Origin of the sequence: Fictibacillus sp. 23RED33 (assembly GCF_015903925.1) — a bacterium.
Lineage (GTDB): Bacteria > Bacillota > Bacilli > Bacillales > Fictibacillaceae > Fictibacillus > Fictibacillus phosphorivorans.
In genome coordinates, this window is the sequence record NZ_JACZDX010000001.1 from 641,416 (window position 1) to 655,242 (window position 13,827).

Genomic DNA, 13,827 nt, shown 5'->3' on the forward strand with positions numbered 1-13,827 from the left:
TGCTTCTATGATTTGAAAAGGAGTAATATATGAGCACTACTGTAAAATAGAGAGGAACGTAACTATGCTTTTATTAGGCATTCTACTTGTAATTGTAGCTGCTGTATTTTTATTTATGATGTTTCATCCTGTTTTTGGAAAGAAACCTTCAAAACATGATAGGAGCACCTATGAACCAGTTGAACACTATCAAAAAGGTATTTTTACCAATCAGATAGAAACAGTGATGACTTCCGACCTACGCTCTATGCTCCCTGTATTAAAAGAATTTTTAAGTGGAAGCCCGAATCGTCAGCCTAAGAAAGCAATTCCTATACACTCGTTTCAGTTACCTGAAAAAGCAAATCATGAAACAAGGGTAACTTGGTTTGGACATTCAGCATTATTGATAGAGATGGAAAAAAAACGCATACTCATCGATCCAATGTTCGGCTCCGCGCCATCCCCGGTTCCCTGGTTTGGAAACAAACGTTATAGCAAAGAACTGCCTTTTAAAATTGAAGAACTTCCCCAAGTGGATCTAGTGGTTTTGTCACATGATCATTATGACCATCTGGATTATGGAACCATCAAACAACTCAAACATAAAGTGAAACAGTTTGTTGTCCCGCTTGGTGTTGCTGGACATTTAAAGAGGTGGGGAGTGGAACCAGAACGTATAAAGGAATGTAATTGGTGGGATGAAATAAAAGTCGATGAAATTTCATTAATCTGTGCGCCAGCACGCCATTTTTCAGGAAGAAGCATAACTGACCGTAACTCAACTCTATGGTGTTCTTGGATTATTCAAGGAAAGCAATCTAACATTTATTTTAGTGGAGACAGTGGATATGGGCCACACTTTAAAGAGATTGGAGATCAATATGGACCATTTGATCTCTCTTTAATGGAATGTGGACAATATCATGAGAAGTGGGCTGCGATACATATGATGCCTGAAGAAACAGTACAAGCGCACATTGACGTAAGAGGCACAGTCATGATTCCAATCCATTGGGGAGCTTTTACACTATCTCTGCACGATTGGACAGACCCTGTTGAAAGAGCTGTAAATGCTGCAACAAAAATGAATGTTAAAATATGTACACCTCAGATTGGTGAGACAGTAACTCTTGGCTCAGAGTTACGATCTAGCTCCAAGTGGTGGAGAGAGAATACAAATTTATAAAAAAGAGTGCTCTTCACTTTGGAGGGCACTCTCTGCATGTATTCATTAACTTTTCCACAATTCCATCAGAGGACCATCACTTCCAAAAAGAGGATCTTTATCAGGTAAGGGTACGAGCATAATATCATCTAATACAGCAGGTCGATCAGCAGGTTCACCCTTTTTTAAGTTGTGCTCCATACCGTTTGGGTAAGCTCCAGCTACTTTGAAATCCGTGCTGCTACCGATACACTTATGTCCAGTACCAGCAGGGAGTACGATGACATCCCCTTTTGAAACAGTAACTGACACGCCATCCTCTCCTCCAAGAAGAAGGACAGCCTCGCCGCTCATAACTCCGAGAACTTCATGTGTATTGCTATGATAATGATGATAATCAAAAACACCGTTCTTCCAACCATTTGTCCAACCGTTTTGTTCAAAAACGTCTAATGCATCCTGTGGCTCTTTTAATTTACCTACGTATAGCAAAACTGGCCAGGAAGGATGATTCGGAATCTTCCCATCGTCTGTAAAGAATAAAGTTTTGACATCTTCGCTAAGCATTTTCATACCATATAACCCCTCCCCTGTTTTCGTATCCATTCCCTTATTTTTATGAAAAGAAACCCGTCTTCTTTCGGAAAAAATTATAGGAGAAAAAAGAAAATAAGAGCAATAATGCGAAATTCCTCAATAAATGACGAAAACTTATGTGTTAAAAAAAGTTTTCTTTTATGTGAAAAGAGGTATTAGATAGTTACGTATGATAAATGTTAGTGAAAGGTGGAAATCAGTATGAAGTACAAAGCGAAGGACTGGCTCCGGTTAACGCCGAATGAGAGATACCTGCTTTTATTCGCTGTTTCCCAACTCCAGAAAAAGCTGAGAGCAGGTTAAAAGAACCAAAAAAATAAATTTAAGGCGTTTTCGTTGCCACAACTCCCCCTTGTTTGGTTAAAATAAGAATACAAGATAAACAGGGAGGAACACAGGATGATGACTGACCTCAATACATGGTTCGATAAAGGCATGACACGCTATGCATATATCCATTCAATGAAAACACACAAGGAAAACTTGCTTACGATATATAATTCATTCGTACTGCCTGAACCTATGAAAGATGCGTTGCAAGGCATCCAAAAAAACCGGTTGAGAGCGATCGTTATTACCGAAGATTGGTGTGGCGATGCGATGTTGAATCTTCCTGTTTTTATGCGCATGGCAGATGAAGCACTTATAGATATCCGCTTTATCTTACGCGACCAGCATCCGGAATTAATGGATCGATACTTAACTGCAAAAGCAAAATCAATTCCCATCATCATCTTTATTGATGAAAAGGGCAAAGAGGTTGTAAAGTGGGGGCCGCGTGCACCAAAATTGCAGCAGATCGTAGAAGAACGCAAAAAGAAGATACCTTCTAAAGAAGATCCACGATATGAAAAAGCATTCAAACTATTTGCTGATCGTATCTCTAGTTTGTTTACGACTGACCATGCTCTTTGGGAAGAAGTAAGCCTTGATATCATAAAAAAATTATTAGCTAAACTTAATGTTAACAGCCTGTAAATAGGCTGTTTTTTGTTTTGTGTTAAAATGAAGAAATTGATGCCATATAAAAGAATTAAGTTTGAGGTGTACGATGAAAAAGAAAGCAAATGTTATTATTCTCGCTGGCTTTTTAGGAAGTGGAAAAACAACGTTACTCAAACAGCTGCTAGCGTATGAAAAAGAACATAATCATAAAACGGCTGTGTTGATGAATGAGATCGGGAAAGTTTCAATAGATTCTGATAGTGTTCCAGAAGATGTGCCACTAAAAGAACTTCTCAACGGCTGTATATGCTGCTCTTTATCAGATCAGCTTGAAAAACAGCTTTGGGGACTTTGTAAGGAAAATGAACTGGATACTTTGATCATTGAAGCAACAGGTGTAGCTCATCCTATAGATGTTCTTGATGCCTGTTTGTCACCGTATCTAATCGACGATTTACAGATATCAGGAATTATTTCAGTCATGGACGCGCCTCGATGGTTGGATCGTGAGGGAATGAATGTTCAGGCGAAAATGCTCATGATGGAGCAGATCAAACACGCCGATTACATCGTGTGGAACAAAACAAGCGCTTTGACGGAGAAACAGAAGAAGCAACTGACGAGTGATTCAACAAGGTTGAATGAAGGAACTCCTTTTGTATTAACAGATTTTGCAAAAGTAGAACTATCTCAACTTTTTTTACTTTCGGTAAAGAAACGATCAGAACATCAATCTGTGTCAGCAGAAAAACTAAAAGTGAAAACATTTATGTATATGTTTGAAGCACCTGTGAATAAAGAGTTGTTTGAACACTGGCTCAGAAATGTACCTTCATCAATCTATAGAATTAAAGGGTATATTCAATTTATAGATCAAATTTATCTCTTTCAGTACTCATATGGATTGCCTACATATGAAAAAGAGTTGATGAAGATGCCGCTAAGACTTGTTTTTATTGGTGAAGATCTTGATCCTGATCAGTTAACAAGAGGGCTGAGTGAAGTTGAAGTAAGAAGTAAATAGAGAAAAGAGAAAACACTTGTGACTTTAGGGTAATAAGTGTTTTTTTGCGTTTTTAAAGCTTTCTGATGAGAAAAAGAGGATGCACGATTCCATGTAGCATGAAGATGATCCCAAAGGAAAGCAAAAACATTCCTAATCCTATTAGCCACCTTATGTACAATTGAATCTCTCCTTTGTAAAGAAATTCAGTTTATTTTATGCTATTCTTTTATTATCATTATTTTCCAATCCTTATTGAAGGAGGTGCTACGATGAAAACGAACTTAATGACTCATGACCATCGAAACATTCATTCTGAGATCTATAAAATGAAGATGGGACCAGTTGCTGTTCGTGAGATACCAGCTATGAAGTTTGTTACGCAAGAGATGAACACGAAATATCAAATGGATTGGGCAGGTAGACCTGAACCAGTTGATGAGCAATGGATCGTCTGGAAAGTCGTAAATCAGCTTAAACATTTAACAAAAAATAAGTTGAGATATAAATTTACTCTTATGCCTCACGAGATTTTATGGCATGAGAAGAATGACAGCAGATCTCTTACAACTCAAATGATGCAAGTACCTGATTGTATAACCGAAGAATTATTTGATGAAGCATGTTTTCACGTTGATAAGAGATTAGGAAAGAAGCTTTCTACACTACAACTCATTTCTAATGAGTCGCTCACTTGTGTTCAAAAGTTACATAGAGGTCACTATCGAAACTCAATTGAGACTTTAAGTGAAATCATGAACTTTGCTGATCAAGAGAGTCTTTCACTGAAATCAAGTTATAAAGAAATCTATTTAACTCCTGCAATGAAATGTCATAAACCTGAAACATGGCAAACAGTTGTGAGTGTGGAGATTAATAAAAGTCAGCCAGGAGTACGAAATGAATGAAGACAAAATTAAATTTAAATTGGAATTAAAAGAAGATAAGGAATCAACCTATGCATTTCGTTTAATATTTACTTTCTTGATCGTTTGTCTTTTGTTTGTTCTTGTTGTAGATATAGATGATCAAAGTGTTGAGACACAAGGAATTGCTAGACAGTGGGGAGAGGCCAAGTTAATAAATAATGAATCAATGCAATATACATTACTCTCCGATTCAGAAAAAATGAAATACGTGGATATAATTTCAGAAACTAATAAAGAAGAACAACCTACATACTCATTTAAAGAGTTAGATCAGTTTGAATATCGTATAAATAGTAAGGAATATATTTACAAGCTTCACTACTACAAAATGGAATCCTGTGCAGATTGTCAAAAAGATGTATGGGTTCGTATAAAGAAAGAGGATTCCGGTTGGTTTGTATCTCATACGAACTATTCAGAATCTAAAGCTGAAAAGAAGATTCGTAACGTGCAAGGAGAGCAGATTCCTACTTCTGAAAAACAAGAAAAAGAATTGGAAGAAAATAAGTCTTTTATCATGAGGTGGCTGAATTAGCTTTTTAAAACAAGGAGTGCTTATATTGAAATATCGATATTGGGGAATTACGTTCGTTATTATAGGTGCACTAATTATGCTAAGTTCTTTTATGATAGATACTGGACATGAAAGGCTTATTCGCATAGGTGGGGGTAGTTTATTCTTCATCGGTACTTTGTTAATTCCGGATTATGTAGTTAATTCTAGAAGTCATACGAAGGATAGGTAAGAGCTGCATCGTTATGAGTGCAGCTCTTTTTCTTTCAACAAATCATTGAGGGAGGCAAATATATAATGAGGAGTTACACCTAATACATCCATTGGCTGATTTCCTCTATTGATCCATGCAGTCTTAAAACCATATGTTGCTGCACCCGTTATGTCCCAATAGTTAGAACTCATGAATAAGATTTCATCTCGGTTTACCGCTAACGTCTCTTGAGCATACTGATAGGCAGCAGGTGCAGGTTTATATTGTTTAACATCCTCAATGGATAATATATCTAGAACATCAGTCAGTTCTCTCTTTTTAACTAGTGGCTTAAGCATCTTATATGTTCCGTTAGAAAAAATAACTTGTTTTACATTATTCTTTTGTATCTTATGAAGAGTGTCGTGAACCTCTTCATAGACTTGCAACTCTAAATAAGCTTCCATTAAGGAATCAAGTGCATCTTCTTTGCATTGTAGAGAGAATTTTTTTAAAGTATATAAAAGAGCATTGCGTGTGATTTCGGAAAATGGAATGTATGTTCCAGTTAGTTGGTGAAGCATGAAATACTCTACTTGTTTTTTTCGCCACTCTTCACTAATGGCAGCACCATGACCACTAAAAAGAAATTCGGCTTTTTCAGTAACTGAATGTACATCGAAAAGCGTTCCGTATGCGTCATAAACATAGGCTTTAATCGTCAATGAAGCACCTCCTCATAATACAAGGTTACCCGAAATCATAGCTGCTTAACTTCAAAAAAAGTTTTTAAAAAATTTAGGTGAATTTCCCTGTCATTGAGGGAATAGATAACAATGAGGTGATAATAATGAAAATGCAATTGTATCTATTATTTGGTTTTATCTTCGCACTGATCATAGCAACATTCGCGGTCATAAACGTTGGTGATGTAGAGATCAACTACCTCTTTGGAACTGCCAACTGGCCATTAGTACTCGTCATTTTAGGATCAGCCGTAATCGGTGGCCTATCAGTCGGACTATTTGGTCTGATTAAAGTAATTCAACTGCAGCGACAAGTGAAAAAGTTGCACCAGATCCATAATGAAAAAGAATCTTGGAAAGAGGAACGTATTATTGAAAATTCTGCTGAAACTGAAACTCCAACAGAAGAAATTCCTCATGAAAAAGTAGAAGAAAGCAAGTAGATGCTAAAAAACCCTGTGATTAGTCTTAAGAGACTTCTCTCAGGGTTTTTAAAATGTTACTAACTTATACTTGAAAGCGGTCACAAAAAACGGTAAGATAACAACTAATCAATTCCAAAACGTTTTGGAGGATGCGAATGGCTACAATTAGAGATGTTGCAAAAAAAGCAGGTGTATCTGTTACAACGGTTTCGAGAGCGTTGAACGGCTACTCTGATGTAAACGAAAAGACAAGGGAAAAAATTAAGGTGATCGCTCAAGAACTTAATTATAGTCCCAGTTTGCTAGCTCGAAGTCTTGTGATGAAAAAGACGAAAACCATTGGATTGCTCGTATCTGGACTTCGAATTGAAGGAAGTAAAGATAATTTTACCTTTGAAGTACTCTGCGGCGTTAATGACTGTGCTGGAGAGCTTGGATATGAACTAGTATTAATCAGTACAGATTCAAAAAAACAACAGGAAAAAACGTATAACCAGCTGTGCAATGAAAGAAAAGTAGAAGGGGTGATTCTGCAAGGAATTAAAACAGACGATCCTTATTTGGATGAGGTATTAAAAAGCGATATTCCTTGTATTCTAATCGATATACCGATTGAAAGTGAATCTGTTGGATATGTTACAACCGACAACAAAGGCGGAGCACAAACAGCGGTAGAGCATCTCACTGATCTCGGACATAAAAACATTGCGATGATTAATGGGCACAGTCAAGCTTTTGTCAGCCGGGAACGGTTAGCAGGCTATCAGGAAGCATTACAGAATAAAGAAATTCCTTTCAACGAAGAGTATGTTGTAAACGGTGCTTTTTTAGAGGAATCGGCAGAACTTGAAACAACCAAACTATTAAGTAAACACCCTGAGATTACAGCGCTGTTTTGTGCCAGTGATCTAATGGCGATGGGGGCTATGAGAGCCGCTAAAAAGATGGGTAAGATACTACCAAAAGATCTATCTGTTGTTGGCTATGACAACATTATCCTATCCGCTTATTCAACGCCTTCTCTATCTACGATTGCACAAGATCGCTATAAATTAGGGTTTGAAGCTACTACACTTCTAACGAAATTGCTAGAAGGAAAGGAAGTTGAAAAGAATAAAGTTCTTCAGACTGCATTCATAAAAAGAGAATCAACAACCGAAAACCACAGATAGTGGTTTTTACTTAGACCAAGACCGAAAACGTTTTGGAAACAACCATTCTTAAAAAAACAGGAGGATTTAGCAAATGAACTACCGTGTAATCAAAGAAAACGATCTATTTTTTTTAACAGATGACAAAGGTAATATCCCGAAAGAGAATGATTACGGACTAGGTTTGTATACGAAAGACACCCGGTTTCTTAGCAAGTTCGATATCAAAATAAACGGTCAAGATCCCATTCTTCTATCTTCATCTGCGGATGAGAATTATGAAGCTGAAATCCTGCTAACCAACCCTCACATGGAAGAGGACGGAAAACTCATTCTATGGAGGGAATCTGTAGAAATCGAAAGAAAGCGCTTAATTTATGATGGAGTCTTATACGAAACACTTAATCTGAAAAGCTATTATCCAAAGCCGGTAGATTTTGAAATTAGTGTTCATATTGATGCTGATTTTACTGACATGTTTATTATTCGCGGGTTTCAATATGGTGAAATTGGAAGAAGGACGGGCGAAGAAGTTACAGAGAACTCTATCAATTATTTTTACAAGGGCGCAGACGATATTGAACGTGGGACGAGAGTTCAATGGGATCGAGATGCAAAGTCAGTTGATAGGGACGGATCTATCGCATTTGATTTTCATTTGAATCACGGTGAGACCGAGACGGTTACGTTTTCTGTAACTCCAGAAATAAACGGGAAATCAGGAACAGTTATGGATCCTAAGAAAGCGCTTCAACTACTTAAGACTTCATACAAAGATTGGGAAAGAGACACAACAAAAGTTCAAACAGATCATCAGCCTCTTCAACGACTTGTTGACAGAGGAATTATGGATCTTCGCGTATTGCTAACAGATATTGGGCATGGAGCATTTCCGGTCGCGGGGTTACCTTGGTTTGGTGTTCCTTTCGGAAGAGATAGTTTGATCGCAGCGCTTCAGATGCTTGCCTTTAATCCTGAAATCGCAAAAGGCACTTTATTAACCATGGCATCTCAACAAGGTACTAAGGTGGATCCATGGCGGGATGAGCAGCCTGGAAAGATTATGCATGAAATTCGTTACGGAGAACTAGCTTCTACAAACCAAGTTCCTTTTACACCTTATTACGGGACGATTGATGCAACACCTCTGTTTTTGGTTCTTTTATCTGAGTATACAAAATGGACAGGAGATTTAACTTTGGCAGATCAACTGCAGCCGAATGTAGAGACAGCACTGAATTGGATCGATGAATATGGTGATCGTGATGGTGATGGATTCGTAGAATATCATCAAGAATCGAGTAAGGGAATCGCGAACCAAGGGTGGAAGGATTCCGGAGATTCTATCGTGCATCGAAACGGAGATTACGCTGAAACACCGATCGCGTTATCAGAGGTCCAAGGTTATGTATATCAAGCTAAAAACGGTATCGCCGCCATTTTCGAAGTACAAGGAAAAGTGGAGGAAGCAAACAGACTTCGTAATGAAGCTGAAAGGCTAAAGAGATTGTATGATGAGAAATTCTGGATGGAAGAGCAAGGGTTCCATGCGATTGCGTTAGACAAGGATAAAAAACAGGTAGGTACATTAACGACCAATCCTGGTCATGTTCTTTTTGCAGAGATGCTGGACGATCATAAAGCAAGTAAGGTGATAGAAAAACTTGTTTCACCTCGTTTTTTCTCTGGTTATGGTATTCGAACGATGGCAGAAGAAGAAGCCGGGTACAACCCGATGAGTTACCACGATGGTAGCATATGGCCACATGACAACAGCATGATCCTGCTTGGAATGAGTAAGGTTAACCACCAAAGGGATGCAAACACTGTGATATCAGGATTAATTAAAGCTGCTAGTCACTTTGAATACGACAGACTTCCTGAGCTTTTCTGTGGATATGGTTCTAAAACAGGAAGAGCAGTAAAATATCCGGTCGCGTGTTCACCTCAAGCTTGGGCTGCAGGAACACCATTAGTTTTCATCCAAACCATTCTTGGTTTATTTCCAGATAGTTTAAATAAAGTCGTTCACCTCTCTCCACACCTGTTGGAGAACATGAATGAGCTTAGAGTAGATGGAATTAAGATTGGCGAAGGATATCTTTCTGTTTATATTCGACGTGAGAAAGAAAAAACGATAGTGGAGATTAAAGAGAATACGACAGGATATCAAGTGATTCAAAAATAGAGTGATTCATCACCTTAGTTTAGTTAAAGAAGGGAGCTTGAGAAAATGAGGCGTACAAAGTGGCTGTCTACGTTAAGTATATCTTCATTGCTTCTAGCAACGATATTATCTGGCTGTGGAAATGAAGAAAGTCAATCAGAAAAAACAGAGATCGTACTGAGTGGATGGGGAGGGAATCCGACTGAGAAGAAACTTTTAGATGAAGTCCTTTCAGATTTTGAAAAAGAACATCCTCACATCGATGTGAAATTGAATACAATCAGTGATCAGTACATGGACGTACTAAAGACCCGATTGATCGGAGGTACTGCAGCAGATGTATTCTATCTTGATGCTTTTGAAGCCCCTGCTTTAATCGAGACAGGCGCTGTTGAACCGCTCAACAAATATGTGACTCAAGACTTTGATCTAGCAGATTTTGAAAAGCCGATGCTTGACGCCTTTAAAAAAGGTGAGGAGCTTTATGGTTTACCAAAGGATTACTCAACACTTGCTCTTTTTTATAACAAAAAGATGTTTAAAGAAGCCGGTATTACAGAACCTCCACAAACGTGGGAAGAAATGGAGTTAGCGGCTAAAAAGTTGACCGATCAAGAGAAGCAAGTATACGGACTTGGTATGCTTCCACAGATTGAACGGATGTATTATATGGCAGAATCTCGTGGTGGACAGGTCATCACAGACGGTCGAGCCACTTTTGCTGACGATAAAGTCGTAGATGCCATTCAGCCAGTTGTTGATATGCACGTGAAAGATAAGACTGCAGCAACACCTTCAGAAGTGGGTGCAGGGCAATCAGCTGGTGAGATGTTCGGTCGCGGCAATGCAGCAATGGTAATGGAAGGAAATTGGAATATCCCGTTTTTAGAAGACACGTTTCCAGAGCTCGATTATGGAACAGCTGAATTGCCGACTGTAAACGGTAAAAAAGGAACGATGTCCTTCACGGTCGGATACGCTATGAATGCAGAATCAGAGCATAAGAAAGAATCTTGGGAACTGATTGAGTATCTCACGGGTAAAGAAGGTATGAAGAAGTGGACGAGCAAAGGTTTTGCACTTCCAACAAGAAAGTCTGTAGCCGCTGAACTAGGATTCGATCAAGACAAACTACGCGGTCCGCTTGTTAGCGGAGCAGAATATGCAACTGTATGGCAGGATGGGCCAACATTGCCAATCGTGATGAACAATTTTAACAATCAATTCCTGAGTGCGTACTTGGGTGATCGACCTTTAAAAGAAGCATTAAATGATGCAGAAAAACAGGCGAACAGAGAGATAAAAGTAACAGAATAATAACTTATGAATCGAGGTGAACCATGTGAAGATGTTATCAAAAAAAGATAGAAGAGAAGCAGGGCAAGGGTATCTATTTCTACTGCCAGCGCTGCTCGTGTTAGGCGTATTTGTAATCGCACCGATCCTTTATGCTGTGTTTCTTTCCTTTCATAAAGTAGAACTGATTGGCGGAGCAACCTACGAGTTTAGAGGTCTTGATAACTTTATGAAAGTAACATTTGATGATCGAGCCATTATTGCACTCAAGAACACGGCTATCTATGTTGCAATCGTAGTGCCAACCCAGACGTTCCTAGCTTTAGTATTAGCAGCTTCATTGAATGCAGGGCTCAAAGGTCAGAAGTTCTTTCGCATCGTATACTTCTTACCAACGTTAACTTCATCTGCTGTGTTAACACTTATTTTTATGTGGATGTATAATCAGAACGGATTGATTAACTATGTCCTAAAGTTCTTAAATCTACCAACGTATAACTGGATTGGTGATCCAGACGTAGCTCTTATCGCTATCATGATTATGAATATCTGGGCAACAGCACCGTTTTTCATGGTTATTTATTTAGCTGCTCTTCAAGACATTCCAGATAGTCATTATGAAGCTGCTGAACTCGACGGAGCAGGTCCGATTCAAAAGTTTTGGCATATTACGGTTCCAAACTTACGGCCGGTAACATCCTTTGTAGTGATCATGGGTCTGATCGGGACATTCCAGCTTTTCGATCAATCTTATATTTTCTCTGGAGGGTCAGGCGGACCGAACAACTCCACTCTAACGGTCGTTCTCTTAATCTATCAATATGCATTTAAGACACTAGGAACGATGGGTTATGCTACAGCTATCGCTTTCATGCTTGCCATCATCATCTTAGTTGCAACCCTTTTACAGCGCAAATTTTCAAAAGAAGAATCACTATACTAAGGAGGAGATACCATGAAAAAACGTACGGCTGGAAGAAAAGCTTTGTATGTAATCCTTGTCGTTTACGCAATCATCACCGTTATTCCGTTTTTGTGGGCACTGTCTTCTTCCTTTAAAACACTTGGTGAGATCGTAAGTGGATCGATTAATTTTATTCCAAAAGACTTTACACTTGATAACTATAAACAGATCTTTACGAGGGAGCCACTATTCGGAAGATGGTTGTTTAATAGTTTGTTCATTGCAACAATCGGAACCCTATTAAACTTATTGTTCAATTCTATGGCTGGATATGCACTCGCAAGATTAAGCTTTCCAGGGAAAAAGAGCATTTTCTTAATGATCTTGGCAGTATTGATGATTCCTTTCCAAGTAACGCTCATTCCAAACTTCTTAATACTTAAAGAACTTGGATGGCTGAACTCGTATCAAGGAATGATCATTCCAGGGGCGGTGAACGCGACGTTTATCTTTATGATGAGACAGTTCTTTATCAATTTTCCAAAAGAAGTCGAAGAAGCTGCTGCGATCGACGGGCTTGGACGCTTCGGTACATTTTTCCGTATCGTGTTGCCTCTCGCAAAACCAGCGCTTGCAGCTCAGACGATCTTCGTGTTCATGGCGTTCTGGAACGACTTTATGAGACCACTCATCATTTTGTCCGATCAAGACATGTTCACTCTGCCACTAGGACTGAACTCGTTCAAAGGTCAGTTCATCTCATTTTGGAACTATATAATGGCCGCATCGATGGTCTTTACTTTACCGATTATTGTCCTATACGCTTTCTTTAACCGATATTTTGTAAAAGGAATCAAGTTTACGGGAGACAAATAAAATGATTGAAGTGAAACTGGCTTGAGGTGTGGGAACTAAGCACACGGATAGCCAGTTTTCTTGCTAAAAAACCACTAATTTCACGGTAATCTCTTTTTTATTCACGGTAATCAACATTTTATTCACGGTAACTGCACACAATTTCACACATAAAATAATTTAAACGATCTTCGACGATAGTCGACAAGCTTAATGGAGTAAACCACTCCAGTCTATCGAATGGTTTACTTATAACTTAAATGTTAACCTAATTTTATTTTAAGTTGACGTAATTGTGAACCTTCGCTATTCTAAATCGTATACAGAACTTATATTTGGAGGTTTATTAAAGATGACAGCACAAAGAAATGGCTTGAAAACGATCGATATTACGTTAGTCGGCATGTTTGTCGCTCTTATGGCAATAGGTGCAAACATCACGACCATGTTTCCTTTCATGGTGGTTGGGGGAGTGCCGATCACGCTGCAGACCTTTTTTTGTATTCTGGCAGGAGCCTTGTTAGGAAGTAGATTAGGGTCCATCGCGATGAGTGTATACGTATTAGTCGGATTAGTCGGAGCACCTGTCTTCGCTCAATTTAAAGGTGGCTTTGCAACAGTGATCAGCCCGACTTTTGGATTTTTATTATCGTACATTTTAGTGGCATATCTTACGGGTCTGATCATTGAAAAGTATGGCGGAAAAACTTCTTATATTGTAGCAACACTTGTAGGAACAGCGATTAACTACATTGTAGGGACAAACCTAATGTTCTTGGCGTATAAAATTTGGGCAGATGCACCAGAAGGTTTCACATATTCTATGGCATGGGCGTGGATGATGGTTCCACTACCTAAAGATATCATTCTAGCCATTTGTGCCGGTATGTTAGCTCCGAGAATTAACTTTGCACGTAATAAGACGATTTCTCAACGAACAAAACATGCATCATAA

General features: G+C 38.7%; 15 protein-coding genes. 13 read left to right on the plus strand and 2 right to left on the minus strand.

The annotated features are described in order from the left end of the window. Window positions 1-64 precede the first annotated feature (64 nt). Complete coding sequence (locus tag IHV09_RS03405; protein WP_231618114.1) at window positions 65-1,168, plus strand: MBL fold metallo-hydrolase; 1,104 nt, start codon at window positions 65-67, stop codon at window positions 1,166-1,168. A gap of 45 nt (window positions 1,169-1,213) precedes the next feature. On the opposite strand, the gene IHV09_RS03410 is transcribed toward IHV09_RS03405, so the two are convergent. Further along, window positions 1,214-1,720: a cupin domain-containing protein gene (locus tag IHV09_RS03410; protein ID WP_197127322.1), complete on the minus strand. Its 507-nt coding sequence runs from the start codon at window positions 1,718-1,720 to the stop codon at window positions 1,214-1,216. Window positions 1,721-2,143: 423 nt separating this feature from the next. On the opposite strand from IHV09_RS03410, the gene IHV09_RS03415 reads away from it, so the two are divergent. From IHV09_RS03415 to IHV09_RS03435, 5 genes are all read left to right on the plus strand, one after another. After that, entirely contained in the window at window positions 2,144-2,722 is a 579-nt protein-coding gene (locus IHV09_RS03415; RefSeq protein WP_231607455.1) for a thioredoxin family protein, read from the plus strand. 73 nt (window positions 2,723-2,795) lie between these two features. Further along, complete coding sequence (locus IHV09_RS03420) at window positions 2,796-3,713, plus strand: CobW family GTP-binding protein (RefSeq protein ID WP_197263622.1); 918 nt, start codon at window positions 2,796-2,798, stop codon at window positions 3,711-3,713. Window positions 3,714-3,964: 251 nt separating this feature from the next. Beyond that, entirely contained in the window at window positions 3,965-4,600 is a 636-nt protein-coding gene (locus IHV09_RS03425; RefSeq protein ID WP_197263623.1) for a hypothetical protein, read from the plus strand. Beyond that, window positions 4,593-5,156: a hypothetical protein gene (locus IHV09_RS03430; RefSeq protein WP_197127325.1), complete on the plus strand. Its 564-nt coding sequence runs from the start codon at window positions 4,593-4,595 to the stop codon at window positions 5,154-5,156. The genes IHV09_RS03425 and IHV09_RS03430 overlap by 8 nt, the downstream gene beginning before the upstream one ends. Before the next feature lie 25 nt (window positions 5,157-5,181). Beyond that, on the plus strand, window positions 5,182-5,367 hold the full coding sequence (locus tag IHV09_RS03435) for a hypothetical protein (protein WP_197190475.1): 186 nt from the start codon (window positions 5,182-5,184) through the stop codon (window positions 5,365-5,367). Window positions 5,368-5,378: 11 nt separating this feature from the next. Here IHV09_RS03435 and IHV09_RS03440 read toward each other — a convergent pair whose 3' ends face one another. After that, entirely contained in the window at window positions 5,379-6,053 is a 675-nt protein-coding gene (locus IHV09_RS03440) for a haloacid dehalogenase type II (protein ID WP_197263624.1), read from the minus strand. Window positions 6,054-6,178: 125 nt separating this feature from the next. On the opposite strand from IHV09_RS03440, the gene IHV09_RS03445 reads away from it, so the two are divergent. The 7 genes from IHV09_RS03445 (at window position 6,179) to IHV09_RS03475 (ending at window position 13,827) form a co-directional block, all read left to right on the plus strand. Next, window positions 6,179-6,517, plus strand: a complete 339-nt coding sequence (locus IHV09_RS03445; protein WP_197263625.1) for a LapA family protein — start codon at window positions 6,179-6,181, stop codon at window positions 6,515-6,517. Window positions 6,518-6,654: 137 nt separating this feature from the next. Further along, window positions 6,655-7,671 carry a LacI family DNA-binding transcriptional regulator gene (locus IHV09_RS03450; protein WP_197127328.1) on the plus strand — a complete coding sequence of 339 codons (1,017 nt, stop codon included), beginning with the start codon at window positions 6,655-6,657 and terminating at the stop codon, window positions 7,669-7,671. Window positions 7,672-7,744: 73 nt separating this feature from the next. Continuing rightward, window positions 7,745-9,838, plus strand: a complete 2,094-nt coding sequence (locus IHV09_RS03455; RefSeq protein WP_197263626.1) for an amylo-alpha-1,6-glucosidase — start codon at window positions 7,745-7,747, stop codon at window positions 9,836-9,838. A gap of 45 nt (window positions 9,839-9,883) precedes the next feature. Continuing rightward, the gene (locus tag IHV09_RS03460) at window positions 9,884-11,134 is read left to right on the plus strand and encodes an ABC transporter substrate-binding protein (RefSeq protein WP_197190471.1); all 1,251 of its coding nucleotides are present in this window, start codon (window positions 9,884-9,886) and stop codon (window positions 11,132-11,134) included. Window positions 11,135-11,165: 31 nt separating this feature from the next. Beyond that, window positions 11,166-12,056, plus strand: coding sequence for a carbohydrate ABC transporter permease (locus tag IHV09_RS03465; RefSeq protein ID WP_144703621.1), 891 nt, complete (start codon window positions 11,166-11,168; stop codon window positions 12,054-12,056). A 12-nt stretch (window positions 12,057-12,068) separates the two neighbouring features. Continuing rightward, the gene (locus IHV09_RS03470) at window positions 12,069-12,893 is read left to right on the plus strand and encodes a carbohydrate ABC transporter permease (RefSeq protein ID WP_153238839.1); all 825 of its coding nucleotides are present in this window, start codon (window positions 12,069-12,071) and stop codon (window positions 12,891-12,893) included. A 331-nt stretch (window positions 12,894-13,224) separates the two neighbouring features. Then, window positions 13,225-13,827: a biotin transporter BioY gene (locus IHV09_RS03475; RefSeq protein WP_197263627.1), complete on the plus strand. Its 603-nt coding sequence runs from the start codon at window positions 13,225-13,227 to the stop codon at window positions 13,825-13,827.